This is a genomic window from Streptomyces canus 299MFChir4.1, assembly GCF_000383615.1.
GTDB lineage: Bacteria > Actinomycetota > Actinomycetes > Streptomycetales > Streptomycetaceae > Streptomyces > Streptomyces canus_C.
This window is the reverse complement of record NZ_KB911584.1, coordinates 475,656-493,443: the sequence shown is the minus strand read 5'-3', so window position 1 is coordinate 493,443 and position 17,788 is coordinate 475,656. Positions and strand designations below refer to the sequence as shown.

17 protein-coding genes are annotated in these 17,788 nt (G+C 71.6%); 10 read left to right on the top strand and 7 right to left on the bottom strand.

Translation table 11 applies throughout. The features are described from left to right. The first annotated feature begins 42 nt into the window (after positions 1-42). From H293_RS0110310 to H293_RS0110295, 4 genes are all read left to right on the top strand, one after another. A complete protein-coding gene (locus H293_RS0110310) occupies positions 43-492 on the top strand; it encodes a DUF3574 domain-containing protein (protein WP_020117792.1) in 450 nt (149 codons plus the stop codon). Between the two features lie 103 nt (positions 493-595). After that, a complete protein-coding gene (locus H293_RS0110305) occupies positions 596-1,984 on the top strand; it encodes an aldehyde dehydrogenase family protein (protein WP_020117791.1) in 1,389 nt (462 codons plus the stop codon). Between the two features lie 10 nt (positions 1,985-1,994). Then, entirely contained in the window at positions 1,995-3,074 is a 1,080-nt protein-coding gene (locus H293_RS0110300; protein ID WP_020117790.1) for a Zn-dependent alcohol dehydrogenase, read from the top strand. 127 nt (positions 3,075-3,201) lie between these two features. Then, complete coding sequence (locus H293_RS0110295; protein ID WP_020117789.1) at positions 3,202-4,530, top strand: MFS transporter; 1,329 nt, start codon at positions 3,202-3,204, stop codon at positions 4,528-4,530. Here H293_RS0110295 and H293_RS0110290 read toward each other — a convergent pair. The 3 genes from H293_RS0110290 to H293_RS0110280 all read right to left on the bottom strand — a co-directional run bounded on the left by H293_RS0110290 (position 4,516) and on the right by H293_RS0110280 (position 7,001). Beyond that, the gene (locus H293_RS0110290) at positions 4,516-5,451 is read right to left on the bottom strand and encodes a DMT family transporter (RefSeq protein WP_020117788.1); all 936 of its coding nucleotides are present in this window, start codon (positions 5,449-5,451) and stop codon (positions 4,516-4,518) included. The two genes, H293_RS0110295 and H293_RS0110290, sit on opposite strands and share 15 nt — an antisense overlap. Positions 5,452-5,592: 141 nt before the next feature. Continuing rightward, a complete protein-coding gene (locus tag H293_RS0110285) occupies positions 5,593-6,324 on the bottom strand; it encodes an ArsR/SmtB family transcription factor (RefSeq protein WP_020117787.1) in 732 nt (243 codons plus the stop codon). Positions 6,325-6,359: 35 nt separating this feature from the next. Further along, entirely contained in the window at positions 6,360-7,001 is a 642-nt protein-coding gene (locus H293_RS0110280) for a TetR/AcrR family transcriptional regulator (RefSeq protein ID WP_007380938.1), read from the bottom strand. Positions 7,002-7,077: 76 nt separating this feature from the next. Here H293_RS0110280 and H293_RS0110275 point away from each other — a divergent pair, with 76 nt between their 5' ends. The 3 genes from H293_RS0110275 to H293_RS0110265 all read left to right on the top strand — a co-directional run bounded on the left by H293_RS0110275 (position 7,078) and on the right by H293_RS0110265 (position 10,038). Further along, a complete protein-coding gene (locus H293_RS0110275) occupies positions 7,078-8,232 on the top strand; it encodes an acyl-CoA dehydrogenase family protein (protein WP_020117786.1) in 1,155 nt (384 codons plus the stop codon). 59 nt (positions 8,233-8,291) lie between these two features. After that, on the top strand, positions 8,292-8,579 hold the full coding sequence (locus H293_RS0110270; RefSeq protein WP_020117785.1) for a YiaA/YiaB family inner membrane protein: 288 nt from the start codon (positions 8,292-8,294) through the stop codon (positions 8,577-8,579). Between the two features lie 832 nt (positions 8,580-9,411). Continuing rightward, the gene (locus tag H293_RS0110265; RefSeq protein ID WP_020117784.1) at positions 9,412-10,038 is read left to right on the top strand and encodes a TetR/AcrR family transcriptional regulator; all 627 of its coding nucleotides are present in this window, start codon (positions 9,412-9,414) and stop codon (positions 10,036-10,038) included. A gap of 24 nt (positions 10,039-10,062) precedes the next feature. Here the strand turns inward: H293_RS0110265 and H293_RS0110260 are convergent, their stop codons facing one another. Continuing rightward, entirely contained in the window at positions 10,063-10,524 is a 462-nt protein-coding gene (locus H293_RS0110260) for a MaoC family dehydratase (protein ID WP_020117783.1), read from the bottom strand. A gap of 107 nt (positions 10,525-10,631) precedes the next feature. On the opposite strand from H293_RS0110260, the gene soxR reads away from it, so the two are divergent. Continuing rightward, a complete protein-coding gene (gene soxR, locus H293_RS0110255; RefSeq protein WP_020117782.1) occupies positions 10,632-11,153 on the top strand; it encodes a redox-sensitive transcriptional activator SoxR in 522 nt (173 codons plus the stop codon). 135 nt (positions 11,154-11,288) lie between these two features. Beyond that, positions 11,289-12,023: a hypothetical protein gene (locus H293_RS0110250; protein WP_020117781.1), complete on the top strand. Its 735-nt coding sequence runs from the start codon at positions 11,289-11,291 to the stop codon at positions 12,021-12,023. Here H293_RS0110250 and H293_RS0110245 read toward each other — a convergent pair. Both H293_RS0110245 and H293_RS0110240 read right to left on the bottom strand, forming a co-directional pair. After that, positions 11,969-12,691 (bottom strand): 3-keto-5-aminohexanoate cleavage protein, encoded by a 723-nt coding sequence (locus tag H293_RS0110245; protein WP_020117780.1) that lies wholly within the window; start codon positions 12,689-12,691, stop codon positions 11,969-11,971. The genes H293_RS0110250 and H293_RS0110245 overlap by 55 nt on opposite strands. 91 nt (positions 12,692-12,782) lie before the next feature. Then, entirely contained in the window at positions 12,783-13,385 is a 603-nt protein-coding gene (locus H293_RS0110240; protein ID WP_020117779.1) for a hypothetical protein, read from the bottom strand. A gap of 232 nt (positions 13,386-13,617) precedes the next feature. On the opposite strand from H293_RS0110240, the gene H293_RS0110235 reads away from it, so the two are divergent. Then, the gene (locus tag H293_RS0110235) at positions 13,618-16,404 is read left to right on the top strand and encodes a penicillin acylase family protein (protein WP_028807721.1); all 2,787 of its coding nucleotides are present in this window, start codon (positions 13,618-13,620) and stop codon (positions 16,402-16,404) included. A 34-nt stretch (positions 16,405-16,438) separates the two neighbouring features. Here H293_RS0110235 and H293_RS0110230 read toward each other — a convergent pair whose 3' ends face one another. Continuing rightward, positions 16,439-17,752 carry a hypothetical protein gene (locus H293_RS0110230; protein ID WP_020117777.1) on the bottom strand — a complete coding sequence of 438 codons (1,314 nt, stop codon included), beginning with the start codon at positions 17,750-17,752 and terminating at the stop codon, positions 16,439-16,441. Between the last annotated feature and the right edge of the window lie 36 nt (positions 17,753-17,788).

The following is a 17,788-nucleotide window of genomic DNA, read 5'->3' as shown; positions in this document are numbered from 1 at the left end:
GGCACCCCGACTCATCCCCGCCCTCCCGCTAGGCAGGTGCGCATGACCATGCACCTCACCCGGGCCAGGGCCCTCCTCGCCGGTGCCGCGCTTCTGCTCGCCGCCGCACCCACCGCCTGTGCCGGCCTCGCCGAGGCCGATTCCTCGGTGCCGGAGCGCGGGGCGCCGTACATCGAGACGCAGCTCTTCTTCGGTACCGCGCGGCCCGGCGGCGGAGCGGCCGTCACCGACCGGCAGTTCATGGCCTTCGTCGACGAGGAGGTCACCCCCGGCTTCCCGGACGGTCTCACCGTGCAGAGCGGGCGCGGGCGGTGGCGGGACGTGAGCGGGAGGATCGAGAAGGAGCGGTCGTACGAGCTGGTCCTGCTCTACCCGGTGGAACAGACCGCCGCGAGCGACCGGAAGATCGAGGAGATCCGGCGGGCGTACGAGAAGGAGTTCGGGCAGGAGGCGGTGGCGCGGGTGGACGAGCGGGTCCGAGTCGACTTCTGATGTCCGTGGCGGGTCCGGCCCCGCTCTGGCGCGAAAAAACTATCGTCGCTAGTTTATGAGGCCGGACGACAACACGGCACGGCCCAGCCCGGGAGGACGCACCATGAAGGCGCACGACGGCATGTACATCGAGGGCGAGTGGCGCCCGGCCACCGGCCCGGACGTGATCGAGGTCGTGAACCCGGCCGACGAGCAGGTCATCGCACGGGTCCCGGCCGGCACCGCCGAGGACGTCGACCTCGCTGTGCAGGCCGCCCGCACCGCACTCCCGGCCTGGGCCGCGACCGCACCCGCCGAGCGGGCCGCCCGCCTGGCGGCCCTCAGGGACGTCCTCGCCTCCCGCACGGACGAGATCGCCGAGACGGTCACCGCCGAACTCGGCTCGCCGCTGAAGTTCTCGCAGAACGTCCACGCCGCCGTCCCCGTCGCGGTCGCCGCCTCCTACGCCGAGCTCGCCGCGACGCACCCCTTCGAGGAGAAGGTCGGCAACTCCACCGTCCACCAGGAGCCGATCGGCGTGGTCGCCGCGATCACGCCCTGGAACTACCCGCTCCACCAGATCGTCGCCAAGGTCGCCCCGGCCCTCGCCGCGGGCTGCACGGTCGTCCTCAAGCCCGCCGAGGACACCCCGCTGGTCGCCCAGCTCTTCGCCGAGGCGGTCCACGAGGCCGGCGTCCCGGCCGGCGTCTTCAACCTCGTCACCGGACTCGGCCCGGTCGCGGGGCAGGCCCTCGTCGAGCACCCGGGCGTCGACCTGGTCTCCTTCACCGGCTCCACCGCGGTCGGCCGGCGGATCGGCGCGAGTTCTGGGGCCGCGCTGAAGAAGGTCGCCCTGGAACTCGGCGGCAAGTCCGCCAACGTCATCCTGCCGAGCGCCGACCTCGCCAAGGCGGTCAACGTCGGCGTCGCCAACGTGATGTCCAACTCCGGCCAGACGTGCAGTGCCTGGACCCGGATGCTGGTGCACCGGGACCAGTACGACGAGGCCGTCGAGCTCGCCGCCGCGGCCGCCGCGAAGTACGGCGAGCGCATCGGGCCCGTCGTCAACGCCAAGCAGCAGGCGCGGGTGCGCGGTTACATCGAGAAGGGCGTGGCGGAGGGGGCCCGGCTGGTCGCCGGAGGCCCCGAATCCCCGCGCGAGCGGGGCTACTTCGTCGCCCCGACCGTCTTCGCCGACGTCACCCCCGACATGACGATCGCGCAGGAGGAGATCTTCGGCCCGGTCCTGTCCGTCCTGCGCTACGAGGACGAGGAGGACGCCCTGCGCATCGCCAACGGCACGGTCTACGGCCTCGCGGGCGCCGTCTGGGCCGGCGAGGAGGCGGAGGCGGTGGCCTTCGCGCGCCGGATGGACACCGGGCAGGTCGACATCAACGGCGGTCGCTTCAACCCCCGTGCCCCGTTCGGCGGTTACAAGCAGTCCGGCGTGGGCCGCGAGCTCGGCTCGCACGGTCTCGCCGAGTACCTCCAGACCAAGTCCCTCCAGTTCTAGGAGCCTTCCCGTGGTTCGTGCCGCCGTCCTTCCCGCCGTGGGCGCTCCCCTGGAGGTCACCGACATCGACCTCCCGGACCCCGGTCCCGGCCAGGTCCGGGTCCGTCTCGCCGCCGCCGGGGTCTGTCACTCCGACCTGTCCCTGTCCAACGGCACCATGCGCGTCCCCGTCCCGGCCGTCCTCGGCCACGAGGGCGCCGGCACGGTCGTCGCCGTGGGGGAGGGGGTGACCGGGGTGGCGCCCGGCGACGGAGTCGTCCTCAACTGGGCTCCCTCCTGCGGCAGTTGCCACGCCTGCTCGCTCGGCGAGGTCTGGCTGTGCGCCAACGCCCTGAACGGCGCCGCCGACGTCTACGCCCGCACCGCCGACGGCACCGACCTCCACCCCGGCCTGAACGTCGCCGCGTTCGCCGAGGAGACGGTCGTCTCCGAGTCCTGCCTCCTGCCCCTCCCCGACGGCATCCCGCTCACCGACGCGGCCCTGCTGGGCTGCGCGGTCCTCACCGGCTACGGCGCCGTCCAGCACGCGGCGCGGGTCCGGGAGGGCGAGACGGTCGCGGTGTACGGCGTCGGAGGCGTGGGCCTGGCCGCGCTCCAGGCGGCCCGGATCGCGGGCGCCTCGCGGATCGTCGCGGTCGATGTCTCCCCGGAGAAGGAGGAGTTGGCGCGCGCAGCCGGGGCCACCGACTACGTGATCGCCTCCGACACCACCGCCCGCGAGATCAGGGGCCTGACCGGCAAGCAGGGCGTCGACGTCGCCGTCGAGTGCGTGGGCCGCGCGTCGACCATCCGTACCGCCTGGGACTCCACCCGCCGCGGCGGCCGTACGACCGTCGTCGGCATCGGCGGCAAGGACCAGCAGGTCACCTTCAACGCCCTGGAGATCTTCCACTGGGGCCGCACCCTCGCGGGCTGTGTCTACGGCAACTCCAACCCCGCCGAGGACCTGCCCGTGCTCGCCGAGCACGTCCGGGCGGGCCGCCTCGACCTCGGCGCCCTGGTGACGGAGCGGATCGCGCTGGACGGCATCCCGGCGGCGTTCGACAACATGCTGGCGGGCAAGGGCGGCAGGGCGCTGGTGGTGTTCTGACCGACGGTGCCCGGAGCCCCGCCCCAGGTGCTCCGGGCAACCTTCCCGCACAACCGTTGACCCCATACCGTCCGGTCAGTATGTTCAGCCGCCAACGTCCCCACGCACCCACCGGAGTGTGCACCGCATGGACACGGCCCCTACCGCTCAGCCCACTTCCGTCACCGCGCCTGCGTCTCCCCAGCGCCGTCGCGTCGCCACCGCGGCCGCCCTGGCCTCCGCAGTCGAGTGGTACGACTACTTCGTCTTCGGCATAGCCGCCGCCCTCGTCCTCGGCGATCTGTACTTCCCCGCGGGCAGTTCCTCCGCCGGCGTCCTCGCCGCCTTCGCCACCTTCGCCGTCGGCTTCCTGGCCCGCCCGATCGGCGGCATCGTCGCCGGTCAGATCGGCGACAAGCGCGGCCGCAAGCCCATGCTGGTCCTCGCCCTGACGCTCATGGGCCTCGCCACCACGGGCATCGGCCTGCTGCCGACGTACGACACGATCGGCGTCGCCGCCCCGATCCTGCTCGTCCTCCTGCGTGTCGTCCAGGGCGTCGCGGTCGGCGCGCAGTGGGGCGGTGCGATGCTGCTGGCCACCGAGTACGCCCCCGAGGGCAAGCGCGGGCTCTACGGCAGTGTCGTCCAACTGGGCGTCCCCATCGGCGTGGTGACGGCCAACACGGTCTTCCTGCTGGCCGGGGCCTTCACCACGGACGCCGGGTTCGCGGCCTGGGGCTGGCGCATCCCGTTCCTCATCGGCCTGTTCGTCCTCGCGCTCGCCTGGTACATCCACGCCAAGGTCGAGGAGACCCCCGAATTCCGCCAGGCGGAGCGGGAGTTGGCCGAGCAGGAGAAGACCGCGCAGAACTCCCCGCTGCGCACGGTCCTCCGTCACCACCTCGGCACGGTCCTGCTCGCGGGCGGCTCCTTCGCCGTGAACACCGCGACCTTCTACATCCTGATCACCGGCGTCCTCGACTACACCACCCGCGAACTCGGCATGAAACGCAGTGCCGTTCTCACCGTCTCGCTCTGCATCAGCCTCACCCAGCTGGTGCTGATCCCGGCCGCCGCCGCCCTCTCGGACCGACTCGGCCGGATCAGGATCTACGCCCTCGGCGCGGTCGGCATCGCCCTGTGGGCCGTACCGATGTTCCTGCTGATCGACACCGGGTCGCTGCTCTGGCTGGCCGTCGCCACCTTCGTCGCCGGATGCTTCCTGAGCATCATGTACGGCCCCCAAGCCGCCCTGTTCGCCGAGCTGTTCACGCCCGAGATGCGGTACACCGGCGCTTCCCTCGGCTACCAGATCGCCGCGGTGCTCGGCGGTGGGCTCGCGCCCTTCCTGATGGTGCTGCTGCTGGAGGCCACCGGGACCTCGATGGCGGTGTCCGGGTACATCATCGTGCTCTCGGTGATCGCGCTGCTCTGTATCAAGGTGCTTGCGGGCAGGGCGCGTTCACGCGGAGTCTGACGCCTTCTCGGGCTGCGGCTCCGGTGCCGGCACCGGAGCCGCAGCCGCCCGTGCGCGGGACCGGGACACCGCCACGCCCGCCAGGCACAGCACCCCGCCCGCGAGCGTGAACAGACCCGGGACCTCGCCGAGCGCCAGCCATGACATCAGGACGACCAGGGCGGGCACCGCGTAGGTGGTCGCGCCCATGCGGCTGGCGGTCGTACGGGCGAGGGCGTAGGCCCAGGTGGTGAAGGCCAGGGCGGTCGGGAAGACGCCCAGGTAGACCATGTTGAGGGTCGCCGAGGCGGGGGCGTCGGCGGCATCCGAGACCAGCCGGCCGGCGAACGGCAGGCAGACGACGGCGCCCACGAGGCAGCCGAACGTCGTGGCCTGCAGGGGGGTCGCCGAGCCCAGGACCGGCTTCTGGGCGACGACTCCGCCGGCGTAGGCGATCGCCGCGAGCAGGCACAGGACCACGCCGAGTACCGAGGACCCGCCGTCGTCCGACATCGACAGGCCCACGGTGACCGCGCCCGCGAAGGACACCGCCATTCCCGCCAGCAGGCGGGGCGGCATCGCGTCTTTGAGGAGACGGGCGCCGAGCAGGGCGATCAGGATCGGGCCGATGTTCACGACCAGCGCCGCGGTGCCCGCGTCCACCTGCTGTTCGCCCCAGTTCAGGACGACCATGTAGAAGCCGAACCAGAGGACGCCGGAGACCGCGATGCCGCGCCAGGCGGAGCGCGGCGGAAGCCCTTCCCGGCGTATCAGGCAGATCACGGCCAGGGCGAGGGCGCCGGACAGGAGGCGGCCGAGGGCGAGCGCGCCGGGGGAGTAGGCGGCGCCCGCGCTCCGGATGGAGACGAAGGCCGAGGCCCAGAGGATGACGGTGACGGTGGCCGCGCCGGCGGCGAGGAGTTCGGTGCGGCGGAGGTTCATCATGCTCCTGAGGTTAGGGACGGTGGGTTTCGGAAGCTCGCGGTTTTCGGACGGGTGCGTTGCCGTCTGCGGGGCCGAGGGGCTGGTCGCGCCCCGCGGCGGAGCCGCAAATTGGACACAGCCCCGCGCCCCTGAAAGCGCTCAGCGCAACGTGTCCGCGTCAATGCCCAGGAGCTCGGTCAATGCCAGTGAGCCCGTCGACGTCACCTTCACCGCCCGCTCCGAACCGATGCGTACGCACCAGCCCTCGGCGAGGGCGTGGCGGCACAGGGCTGCCCCCGCGACCCCCGCCAGGTGCGGGCGGCGTTCCGTCCAGTCGAGGCAGCCTCGGGCCAGGGGGCGGCGGCCTTTGCGGTCGAGCGGGATGCCGGCGTTCTCGAACCAGGCCAGGCCCGCGTCCGTGAAGGCGAAACCCGTGTCCTGGCGCAGGAGGTGACGTGACGTCAGGGCGTCGGTCAGGGCGATGCCCAGGCGGCCCGCGAAGTGGTCGTAGCACGTGCGGCCCCGGGCCATGGCCGAGCCCGCGCTCGACTCCCGCAGGTTTCGCGGGCGCGGGGCCGCGTCCGGGTCCGGGTCCGGGGAGACCTGTGCCGCCAGGTCCTCCACCAGGTGGGCCACCCTCGCGTCGGCCAGCCGCACATACCGGTGGCGGCCCTGGCGCTCCTGCGTCAGCAGACCGCCCGCGACGAGTTTGCCCAGGTGCTCGCTCAGGGTGGACGCGGCGACCCCCGCCTGGCGGGCCAGCTCGCCCGCGGTCCAGGCCCGGCCGTCGAGCAGGGCCAGGAGACAAGCTGCCCGGGTCTCGTCGGCCATCAGGGCGGCGAGCCTCGCCAGCCGGGGTGCCTGCGGGTCCTTGGTCATGCGTTCCAGCATGGGGCAGCAACGCTTCGGCGCCCACCGAAATGTGGCTACCCGGCGCCTGTGACCTGCTCGTACTGCTGCGCGAGACCGTCCAGCAGAGCCCTGAGTCCGGTCTCGAACGCCCGCTCGTCGATCTTCTCCTGCTGCTCGGCGAGCAGGTGCGCCTGGCCGAGGTGCGGATAGTCCGCGGGGTCGTACGCGCTGGCGTCGTCCACGAAGCCCCCGGCGAACGAACCGAGCGCGGAGCCCATGATGAAGTACCGCATCAGCGCGCCGATGGACGTGGCCTGCGCCGGTGGCCAGCCCGCGTCGACCATCGCGCCGTAGACCGCGTCGGCGAGACGCAGCCCCGCGGGGCGGCGGCCGGGGCCCCGGGCCAGGACCGGGACGATGTTGGGGTGGTCGCGCAGGGCGGCGCGGTAGGAGACGGCCCAGTCGTGCAGGGCGGTCCGCCAGGCCCGGCCGTCCTCGAACATCGACAGGTCGACCTGGGCGCTCACCGAGTCGGCGACCGCCTCCAGGATCTCGTCCTTCGTCCGGAAGTGGTTGTAGAGGGACGGGCCGCTGACTCCGAGTTCCGCCGCCAGTCGGCGCGTGGACAGGGCCGCGAGGCCCTCCGCGTCCACGAGCGCGCGTGCCGTCTCGACGATCCGGTCGGTGCTGAGGAGGGGCTTGCGCGGTCGGGCCATGGCGCACATAGTAGGGCTGCGGACAGTAAACTAGCAGTGCTAATTTAAAGGTGTCCTACTCAAGTGAGGTGATCTCGTGGTCGACCTGGGGCTCAGCGAGGAGCAGGCCGCCGTCCGGCGGCTGGCGCGGGACTTCGTGGACCGTGAGATCGCCCCCCACGTCATCGCTTGGGACCGCGCCGAGGAAGTCGACCGGTCGATCGTCAAGAAGCTCGGCGAGGTCGGCTTCCTCGGGCTGACGATCGACGAGGAGTACGGGGGCTCGGGCGGCGACCATCTCGCGTACTGCCTGGTGACCGAGGAGCTGGGGCGCGGGGACTCGTCGGTGCGCGGGATCGTGTCCGTCTCGCTGGGGCTCGTCGCCAAGACGGTCGCCGCGTGGGGGACCGAGGAGCAGAAGCGGCACTGGCTTCCCGGGCTCACCTCCGGCGCCTACGTCGGCTGCTTCGGCCTGACCGAGCCCGGCACCGGCTCCGACGCGGGCAACCTCGCCACGCGCGCGGTGCGGGACGGCGACGACTACGTCATCGACGGCACCAAGATGTTCATCACGAACGGCACGTGGGCCGACGTGGTGCTGCTGTTCGCCCGGTCGACGGACGCCCCCGGCCACAAGGGCGTCTCCGCCTTCCTCGTACCGACGGACACCCCCGGCCTCACCCGCCGCACGATCCACGGCAAACTCGGGCTGCGCGGCCAGGCGACCGCCGAACTGGTCCTGGAGGGGGTCCGGGTGCCCGCCTCCGCGATGGTCGGCGAGGAGGGCAAGGGGTTCTCCGTCGCCATGTCCGCGCTGGCCAAGGGGCGGATGTCGGTGGCGGCGGGGTGCGTCGGCATAGCCCAGGCCGCCCTGGACGCGGCTCTCCGGTACGCGGGCGAGCGTGAGCAGTTCGGAAAGCCGATCGCCGGGCACCAACTGGTCCAGGAGCTGATCAGTGACATCGCTGTCGACGTGGACGCGGCCCGGCTGCTGACCTGGCGGGTGGCCGACCTGATCGACCGCGGCGAGCCCTTCGCGGTCGCGTCCTCCAAGGCCAAGCTGTTCGCCTCGGAAGCGGCCGTGCGCGCCGCGAACAACGCGTTGCAGGTGTTCGGCGGCTACGGCTACATCGACGAGTACCCGGCGGGCAAACTGCTGCGCGACGCCCGGGTGATGACCCTCTACGAGGGCACGAGCCAGATCCAGAAGCTGGTGATCGGGCGGGCGTTGACGGGGGTCTCGGCGTTCTGAGTACCGTGTGAGTACCTGAGCGGATGTGGCCGGGGCCATGGACGGCCGAGACTCTGGCCATGAGTGACACACCGGTCAAGCAGCAGAACACGGCGGCCTTCTACGGTCAGGCCGTCGCCTCCTTCGCCGTGGCCATGGCCGCCACGGCCGTCGGCATATTCCGCCTGAACGCCGACGCGTGGGTGCGCGGCTTCCTCGCGATCGCCGTCCTGTACCTCGTCACCTCCGCCTTCACCCTCGCCAAGGTCATCCGCGACCGCCAGGAGGCGGGCCAGATCGTCAGCCGAGTCGACCAGGCCCGCCTGGAGAAGCTGCTCGCGGAGCACGACCCCTTCGAGAAGCTCTGAGCGGGGGCGGTGGGGAGGGGGTCTGAGCTGGGGGTGGGCTTCGGGGGTTCCCGTCCAGGGTCTTGAGCGGGTCTGGGCCGGGTCTGGCTCCACGGCAATCTGATTGCGTACGGTGCCCGGTGCCCGGTGCCCGGTGCCCGGTGCCCGGTGCCCGGTGCCCGGTGCCCGGTGCCCGGTGCCCGGTGCCCGGTGGCTCGCGCCGAGCTGCCGGCCCGGCACCCTGAGGCTCCCTGGGCGCCGTTCCGCCCTGAGGCCGGCGCGAGCACGGAAGGGCTGGCGCCCAGGCCCCCTTGCCGGCGATTCCGGTCCCCTCGGCTCGCGCCCGCGCCGAATGGCTCCGCCTCGTCCCTCCTGGCGTGCGGTTCCGGCCCTGCGGGCTCGGCGCCCGCTCGGAGCAGCTGCCCCTCGCGCCTTCGTGCGTGCGGTTCCGGTCCCCATGCCTGGCGCGCGCCCGGAACACCTGCCTTGGTGCACCCTTGCGCGCGGTTCCGGCCCCCGTCGCAGGGACTCGCACCGACCAGCACCTGCTCACGTCCCCGTGCGTTCCGTTCGGGGTTGCCCCCGGCGTTCGCAGCGAACAGCTCGCGCTCGCTCACGTTCCCGTACGCCACGTCCGGGTCCGCCGCAGGCGTTCGCAGCGAACAGCTCCCGCTCGCGTCCCCGTACGGCCACGTCCCGGCCCGCCGCAGGCGCCCGCGGTGAACAGCTCCCGGCCCGCGCCCCCTCGCGCACTGGTCCGGCTCGCCGCAGGCGCCCGCTGAGCGGGCAGGCTAAGCGCTCGCTCAGGTTCGGCGGTATGGTGGGGGTTCTGAACTGCGGAGAGGGGCGTGCGATGAGTACGGCGGAGGAGACGGCCGACGGCGAGCTGTCGGCGTGGGGTGAGGTCACGCCGGACGCGGCGCGGCGGCTGCTCGTCGCCGCGGTGGAGGCGTTCGCCGAGCGCGGCTACCACGCCACCACGACCCGGGACATCGCGGGCCGGGCCGGTATGAGCCCCGCCGCGCTCTACATCCACTACAAGACCAAGGAAGAGCTGCTGCACCGCATCAGCCGGATCGGTCACGCGAAGGCGCTGGAGATCCTCCGGGTCGCCGCCCGCCGCGAGGGCACCGCCACCGAGCGACTCGCGGACGCGGTGAGCTCCTTCGTGCGCTGGCACGCGGGCGGTCGTACCACCGCCCGGGTCGTCCAGTACGAACTGGACTCCCTCGGCCCTGACGCCCGCGCCGAGATCCTCGCTCTGCGCCGGCAGTGCGACGCCGAGGTGCGCGGGATCATCGAGGACGGCGTGGCCTCCGGCGAGTTCGACGTGCTCGACGTGAGGGGCACCACCCTCGCCGTCATGTCGCTCTGCATCGACGTGGCCCGCTGGTTCAACGTTGACGGCCCCTGGACGCCCGACGAGGTCGGCGCGCTCGACGCCGACCTCGTGCTGCGCATGGTGGGCGCGGCCAAGTGACCCTCGCGAGGGCGAAGTGACCCTCTACAGGTAGTACCGGGACACCGACTCCGCCACGCACACCGGCTTGTCGCCGCCCTCGCGCTCCACGCTGAAGGCGACGGTGACCTGGACACCGCCCGCCACGTCGTCGACGCCGGTGATCTGCGCGGTGGCGCGCAGCCGGGAGCCTACGGGTACCGGCGCGGGGAAACGCACCTTGTTCGTCCCGTAGTTGACGCCCATTTTCACACCTTCGACCTTGATCAGCTGCGGTCCGAACAGCGGCAGCAGCGACAGGGTGAGATAACCGTGCGCGATGGTGGTGCCGAAGGGCCCCGCGGCGGCCTTCTCCGGATCGACGTGGATCCACTGGTGGTCACCGGTCGCGTCCGCGAACAGGTCGACGCGCTTCTGGTCGACCTCCAGCCAGTCGGTGTACCCCAGCTGCTCGCCCACCGCCGCCTTCAGGTCGTCGGCGCCCGTGAAGATCCTCGGCTCTGCCATGTCCCGGCCTCCTTGCCGCAAAATATCTAAGCGACTGCTTAGCATGGTCGGCCGGGAGGCCCCTGTCAACGGACCGCGAGGGTGACGGCATGGGTAGGCTTCGAGGGGTGCCCCAGATTCCCGAGAAGATCCATGAACTCACGGTCGGCCAGCTCGCCGCCCGCAGCGGCGCCGCCGTCTCCGCCCTGCACTTCTACGAGTCCAAGGGCCTGATCAGCAGCCGCCGCACCACCGGCAACCAGCGCCGCTACTCCCGTGACGCGCTGCGCCGGGTCGCGTTCGTGCGGGCCGCCCAGCGCGTCGGCATTCCCCTGGCCACGATCCGCGACGCCCTCTCCGAACTCCCCGAGGAACGCACCCCCACGCGCGAGGACTGGACTCGCCTCTCCGAGGCCTGGCGCTCCGAACTCGACGAGCGCATCCAGCAGTTGAACCGTCTCCGCGACCACCTCACCGACTGCATCAGCTGCGGCTGCCTCTCTCTGGACACCTGCGTCCTGTCCAACCCGGACGACGTCTTCGGCGACCGGCTGACGGGCTCGCGACTGCTGATGGAGCGGAGCGGAAGCCGGCGCGGGAACGGGCGCGGTGATCCGGAGCGGCAGGAGACGGCGCACGAGTGCCGCTGAGCCGTACAGGCGGTGCGGCCTCCGCCCCAGCGGGCGGTACCGGAATCCCCTCGTGCCTCCTCCCCGTGCCTGGTAGCGTCGCGCTCTTCGGCCCGCGGCGACACCGCGCCCGGAGTCCTGACGGGATCAACTCGCATGACGTCAACGGCCCTTGACGCGGCCCTCGCTGACATCGACACCGTCTTCAACGGCTTCGCCGGCCCCACGGAGGCCGGCTGCGAGCGGTATCACCTCCCCGAGGAGACGGCATGTCTGCGGACGCCGTACACCCGGATGCCCGTCGATCTGGTCCGCCGGTTCGTCTTCGAGAGCCCGGGGAACTTCGAGGATCACGCGGCGGTGATGCGCCGTCTCCTGCCGCAGACGGCGCACGCCATGGCCGACGGCGGCCTTTACGGCACCGGCTGGGAGGAGCACGGACTGAGCCGGGTGCACTGGCGGGCCTGGCCGTCCGAGCAGGCGGCGGCCGTCGAGGCGTTCGTGCACGCGTGGTGGGACGACACACTCACGACGCCGGAGCCGCCGTATCCCGTCAGGGACGTGTTCGAGACCTGCGCCACGATTCTGGGCGACCTGACCCCGCTTCTCGACCGCTTCCGGAGGCGGCCGATCGTCGAGGTGCACGTGGTGAGTTGCACGAGGGCCTGGATGTTCGACCTGATCACCGACGGCTCGCCGTTCCGCTGGTGGTATCGCGGTGACGACGGCGCCCTGGTGACCGCGCTCCAGTCCTGGCCGGCGGCCCACGCGCCCGCCGTCCTCCGCGCCCAGGACGAGCCCGGCCTGGCGAAAAAGGCCGGACTCCTCGCCCTGCCCTACGACGACCGCTGGGACCACCCGAACTGGACCAGTGCCTCCGCCACCAACTGAGCGTTGGACAGAGCGGGTTGACCCTCCGGCAGGAGCAGCGTGTCCTCCAGGCCGATCCGGGTCGCGAGGCCCAGCCGGCCGGCCAGTCGCAGTACCGGCCAGGCGCCGTCGTCCTCGCCGTGCAGCAGCACCGGACGGCCGTGGGCCGCACCGAGCTCGGCGAGCAGTGTGTGCGCGGCAGCTTCCGCCGCCCGGGAGTCCGTCACCTCCGCGAGGACGCGCAGCACCTTCGGCCCGAGCGCGGACACCGCGAACCGCTCGGCCGCGTCCGTGCCCGACCAGATGCCGGCCTCCACGCCGACCCCCAGGTCGATCAACGCCGCGGCCAGCGACTCGGCCCCCGGCTCGTGCCAGTTCACCGAGGCGTGGTCGGGCAGCACGGTCCAGCTCCGGACCCGGGCCAGGCGGGCCCTCGGGTCCGGTTCCGCCCAGGCGCCGGTGGTCACACCGACCGGGACCGACACCCGCGCACGGATCGCCTCAAGTGTGGCCGCGACCACCCGCGGCGACAGACTGTCCTGCCCGCACGGTGTCTTGGGGTGGACGTGGATGTCCGTGGCGCCCGCCGCGACGGCCTCGGCCGCCGCCTGCGCCAGGGACTCGGGAGTGAGCGGCACCGCCGCACCGTCGGCGGCCCCGCGCGGGCCGTTGAGACACACCTGCACCATTCCTCGATGGTGCCAGGCGGCACCGACAGTTCAACGCTGTCAAAACAGGGGGTGCGGCATCCCCGGCGCACCCCCGGCGCGCTCGTACGCTCTAGGCCGACATCAACAACCGCCCGCGCCTGGCGTCCGCCAGGGCCTCGGGGGTGAGAACGGGCCGCGGCACCAGGATTCCGCAGTCCACGCAGACCGGGCCGGTCGAGGGTTCGTGATCCAGTTCGTACTTCCACACGAGCCGCTCCCCGTCGCACACCGGGCACACCGCGCCCGGCTCGCGCTCCAACGCGGAGATCAGCCTGCGCAGCACCTCGGCCAGCGAGTCATCGGGGTGCACCCGGGGGTCGTCGCACCATGCGACTCCGAACCCGCCCCAGGTCAGCCGGTGCCAGTCGTCCACACTGCCCGGCCTGCGCAACCCGTCGTGCTTCTCCTTCTTGCGCCGCTCGGCGAACTCGACCTCGTAGGCAAGCCAGACCGAACGGGCCTCCTCCAGCTCCTCCAGTGCGGCCACGAGCCGCGCCGGGTCGGGGGAGCGGTCCTCGGGAGCGAATCCCGCCCGGGAGCACAAGTGGTCCCAGGTCGCCCTGTGCCCGTAAGGAGCGAACCGCTCAAGGCACTTGCGCAGCGAATAGCGCCGAAGCGCCAGATCGCACCGCGGATCCCGCACCTGTCTCGCCAGACTCCGGAAACCGGCCATCGCCCTGCACCTCCGTCACAACTACACCTGTACTTCGGTCACTTCGGCGGTCGCCGCACGGACTTCGCACGGCGTTGCCGAATAGACGTATCGACAAGCGATTTGGCTCCATCCGATTTCCGATGCCCCCCATAAGCTCGAGAACCCCTGCCAAAACTTGACGCATGTTCATCTTCAATCCCGGGGATACCGGCGGTAACGTCCGGCCACACCCCCGTCGGTTGGAGCTGCCATGCCACGGCGCACCTCACGCACCGCACTCGACAGACTGAGAACTCCCGGCAGACTCACCGGGTTCCTGAAGTCCGCATCCATATGCGTCCTGATTGCCGGTCTTTTGTCCCCGCTTGCGCAGACCGCCTCGGCGGCCGAGGCCGCGGCGCCGAACGACTACTGCGGCGGCCAGTGTTCCGACATCCTGCCGCCCGGCGAGAACGGCAACGCGACCCTCGCGCAGGTCCTCCTCAACCAGGCCTTCGGCACCCAGCCCGACCACGCCGAGGACCAGCTCGGCCCCTACGCCAACCTGGCCAAGGGGTACCCCGCGCTCACCAACTCGACGATCGACACCTTCTTCAACGACGCGTCCTTCGGGGTCGCGTCCGACCAGGTCGCCTCCACCCTGAGCCCGGCCGGCCGCACCGACGTGACGATCGTCCGTGACAAGAAGACGGGTGTGCCGCACATCACCGGCACCACCAGATACGGCACGGAGTTCGGCGCGGGCTACGCGGCCGCCCAGGACCGGCTGTGGCTGATGGACGTCTTCCGGCACGTGGGACGCGGCCAGCTGACCGCCTTCGCCGGCGGCGCTCCCTCCAACCAGGGCCTGGAGCAGCAGTTCTGGCGCAACGCGCCCTACAGCGAGGCCGACCTCCAGGCGCAGATCGACAACGCGGTCGCGGCCAACGGCGCCCGCGGGCAGCAGGCCCTCGCCGACGCCAACGCCTATCTCGCCGGCATCAACTCCTACATCGACGCCTCCGACAGCGGCCGCTACTTCCCCGGCGAGTACGTCCTGACCGGCCACAAGGACTCGATCACCAACGCCGGCACCATCGACCACTTCAAGATCACCGACCTGGTCGCGCTGGCCTCCGTCATCGGCTCCCTGTTCGGTTCCGGGGGCGGCGGCGAGGTCAACAACGCGATCTCGCTGATGGCCGCCCAGGAGCGGTACGGCGTGACGAAGGGCACCGAGGTCTGGGAGTCCTTCCGCGAGCGCAACGACCCCGAGGCCGTCCTCACCGTCCACAACGGCGAGAGCTTCCCGTACGCCACCAAGCCCGCGAACGCGCAGGGCGAGGCGCTGCCCGACGCCGGTTCGGTGAGCACCGAGCCCCTGGTCTACGACCCGACGGGAACCGGCGCCGACCAGAGCGCCTCGGCGGCCTCCGCCACGGCGACCGCGAACGCCCTCACCTCCGCCAAGCGCGGCATGTCCAACGCCCTGGTCGTCAGCGGGAAGTACACCGCCAGCGGCCACCCGGTCGCCGTCTTCGGCCCGCAGACCGGCTACTTCGCCCCCCAGCTCCTCATGCTCCAGGAGATCCAGGGCCCCGGCATCAGCGCTCGCGGCGCCTCCTTCGCGGGCCTGAGCATGTACGTGGAACTCGGCCGCGGCCAGGACTACTCGTGGTCCGCCACGACCTCCGGCCAGGACATCATCGACACCTACGCCGTCGAACTGTGCCAGGACGACTACCACTACCTGTACCACGGCACCTGCACGGCCATGGAGAAGATCGAGCAGAAGAACTCCTGGGCCCCGACCACGGCAGACAGCACCGCCGCGGGGTCGTACACGATGAGGGTCTGGCGCACGAAGTACGGCCCCGTCGAGTACCGGGCGACCGCCGGCGGCAAGAAGGTCGCCTACACCACCCTGCGCTCCTCCTACCTGCACGAGGCCGACTCGATCATCGGCTTCCAGATGCTGAACGACCCGGACTACGTCAAGAGCCCGCAGACCTTCCAGAGCGCGGTGCAGCACATCAACTACACCTTCAACTGGTTCTACGCCGATTCCACGCACACCGCGTACTACAACAGCGGGAACAACCCGGTGCGCGCGTCCGGCGTCGACGCCGAGTTCCCGGTGTGGGCGCAGTCGGCGTACGAGTGGAAGAACTGGAACCCGGCGACCAACACCGCCGACTGGACGCCGGCCTCCGCGCACCCCAACTCGATCGACCAGGACTACTACATCTCCTGGAACAACAAGCAGGCCAAGGACTACGCGACCGCGTCCTGGGGCGACGGTTCCGTGCACCGCGGCAACCTGCTTGAGGACCGGGTGAAGAAGCTGGTCGCCGCGGGCGGGGTCACCCGGGCCTCACTGGTGAAGGCCATGGCGGACGCGTCCCTCGCCGACCTGCGCGCGGAGGACGTCCTCCCGGACCTGCTCAAGGTGGTCAACAGCTCGACGGTCACCGACTCCACGGCCGCGGCCGCGGTGAGCAAGCTCCAGGCGTGGCTGACGGCCGGCGGCAAGCGCACCGAGACCTCGGCGGGTTCGAAGAAGTACGCCGACGCCGACGCGATCCGCATCCTGGACGCGTGGTGGCCGCTGCTGGCCAAGGGCATCTTCGAACCGGGCCTCGGCGCGAGCCTGTACACCGCCATGCAGGCCAACCTGCCCGTCGACGAGTCCCCGTCGGCCGCGCACGGCCCCACCGGCGCCCACGCGGGCAGCTCCTTCCAGTACGGCTGGTGGAGCTACCTCGACAAGGACGTGCGCGCGGTGCTCGGTGAGAGCGTGCAGGGCCCGCTGGCCGACAAGTACTGCGGCGGCGGCAGCCTCACTGCCTGCCGGGACATCCTGATCAGCACCCTGAAGACCGCGGCCGGCAAGACCGCGGCCCAGGTCTACCCCGGCGACACGCTGTGCTCGGCGGGCGACCAGTGGTGCGCCGACTCGATCGTGCAGCGCACCCTGGGAGGCATCAAGCACTACAACATCAGCTGGCAGAACCGTCCCACCTTCCAGGAGGTCGTGGAGTTCACCTCGCACCGGTAGAAGTACCGGCGGACGTACGGCTGTTGGCGGCGGGTCAGTGGATACGGCCCGCCGCCAGCACCAGCCGGGCCAGCTCGCGGTGGCAGATGTCGCTGTGTGCTCCCGCGGGTGGCCCGCCCCGTCTGACGACGGCGGCCGCGTCGACGTTCACGCAGCCCTTCACGGGCAGCTTCGCCAGGGCCTCGGCGAGCTTCAGGGACGCCGTACCCGGCACGGCCTGCACCCCGTCGTGCCCCATGGCACCCCACTTGGGGCCCAGCGTCCGGCCGATGTCGAAGGCCGCGACACCCTGGGCGTCGCCCGCCATCCGCGAGGCCAGCGGATACAGGGTGCCGAGAGCCGAGTCATGGCTGGAGTAACAGCACACCAACGGCCCGTCGACGCGGTTCTGCTGGCCCTGGAGCACCCCTCCCGCCCGTGCGTCGTGCGGCAGCCGGGTCGCGAACGCGTAGTGCGAGAAGGCTCCTTGGAGCAGCGTGACGGACTTGACCGTGCGCACCCCTTGGGGGAGCCCGCGCAGGGCGAACGACACCAGCCGCGCGCCGAAGCTGTGCCCCACGAGGTGCACCCGCACCCCGGGCGCCGCCTGCGCGAGCTGCCCGACCACCCGGCCGAGCCCGCGCTCGCCGACCGTGCCCGCGCGCCGCTTCATCGCGTAGTACGTCCCCTGCCGCAGCAGTTCGTGCGCCCCGTCCCACGGGTTGGGGATCGTGAACTCCTGTGCCCCGCCGGGCGATTCGAGATGGGTGAGGGCCTGAGCGAACTCCTCGCACACCGCCGCCGCCGACCCGGCCAAGATCTCCGGCTCGTCCTGCGGCACCCCCTCCGCCAGCGTGTCCGCCGCGAACAGCGCCTGCGGCCCCGGCGGCACGACCTCCACCAGCATCCGCACCAGGCGTCCGAACTCCTCCAACTCGGCTTCCGCACGCGGCTGCTGGTCCAGCAACCGGGCCAGCCGGTCGATCACGGTGGCCCGGCCCGGGAAGGTTTCGAGCAGCGCGTGCCGGGTGTCCTTGTCGAGCACCGGACGCGGCGGAAGTTCGGCGGCCACCGCCCGCGGGAAGTCCGGGATCGGCTCGTCCGAGAACCGCATCGACGGCCATACGACCCCCACGTACCCGAGCCCCGCCGTCGGCGCGAGCTCCGGGAACGGCTCGAAGAAGCGGTTGCAGAGCCGGGTCGCCGCCGAGCGGTCGCTGTTCCAGCCGTGCGAGAGGAAGACCAGGTCCCTGACCCCCCGGTCCACCGTCTCCGCGAGCAGCCGGTCCCGCCGGCCGGGATCCGGATCCCCGTCCGCGTCGAACGTCAGCTCCCAGTACGGCGTCACACTCATCGCCGGATCCGCCATCACCGACCACCTCGTCCCCCGTAGTGGTGCGTATCG

Bases quoted from the DNA above. Each gene is read 5' to 3' on its own strand.
- H293_RS0110310 (WP_020117792.1), top strand. From the start codon at position 43: ATGACCATGCACCTCACCCGGGCCAGGGCCCTCCTCGCCGGTGCCGCG.
- H293_RS0110305 (WP_020117791.1), top strand. From the start codon at position 596: ATGAAGGCGCACGACGGCATGTACATCGAGGGCGAGTGGCGCCCGGCC.
- H293_RS0110295 (WP_020117789.1), top strand. From the start codon at position 3,202: ATGGACACGGCCCCTACCGCTCAGCCCACTTCCGTCACCGCGCCTGCG.
- H293_RS0110290 (WP_020117788.1), bottom strand. From the start codon at position 5,451: ATGAACCTCCGCCGCACCGAACTCCTCGCCGCCGGCGCGGCCACCGTC.
- H293_RS0110285 (WP_020117787.1), bottom strand. From the start codon at position 6,324: ATGCTGGAACGCATGACCAAGGACCCGCAGGCACCCCGGCTGGCGAGG.
- H293_RS0110280 (WP_007380938.1), bottom strand. From the start codon at position 7,001: ATGGCCCGACCGCGCAAGCCCCTCCTCAGCACCGACCGGATCGTCGAG.
- H293_RS0110270 (WP_020117785.1), top strand. From the start codon at position 8,292: ATGAGTGACACACCGGTCAAGCAGCAGAACACGGCGGCCTTCTACGGT.
- H293_RS0110265 (WP_020117784.1), top strand. From the start codon at position 9,412: ATGAGTACGGCGGAGGAGACGGCCGACGGCGAGCTGTCGGCGTGGGGT.
- H293_RS0110260 (WP_020117783.1), bottom strand. From the start codon at position 10,524: ATGGCAGAGCCGAGGATCTTCACGGGCGCCGACGACCTGAAGGCGGCG.
- H293_RS0110250 (WP_020117781.1), top strand. From the start codon at position 11,289: ATGACGTCAACGGCCCTTGACGCGGCCCTCGCTGACATCGACACCGTC.
- H293_RS0110245 (WP_020117780.1), bottom strand. From the start codon at position 12,691: ATGGTGCAGGTGTGTCTCAACGGCCCGCGCGGGGCCGCCGACGGTGCG.
- H293_RS0110240 (WP_020117779.1), bottom strand. From the start codon at position 13,385: ATGGCCGGTTTCCGGAGTCTGGCGAGACAGGTGCGGGATCCGCGGTGC.
- H293_RS0110235 (WP_028807721.1), top strand. From the start codon at position 13,618: ATGCCACGGCGCACCTCACGCACCGCACTCGACAGACTGAGAACTCCC.
- H293_RS0110230 (WP_020117777.1), bottom strand. From the start codon at position 17,752: ATGGCGGATCCGGCGATGAGTGTGACGCCGTACTGGGAGCTGACGTTC.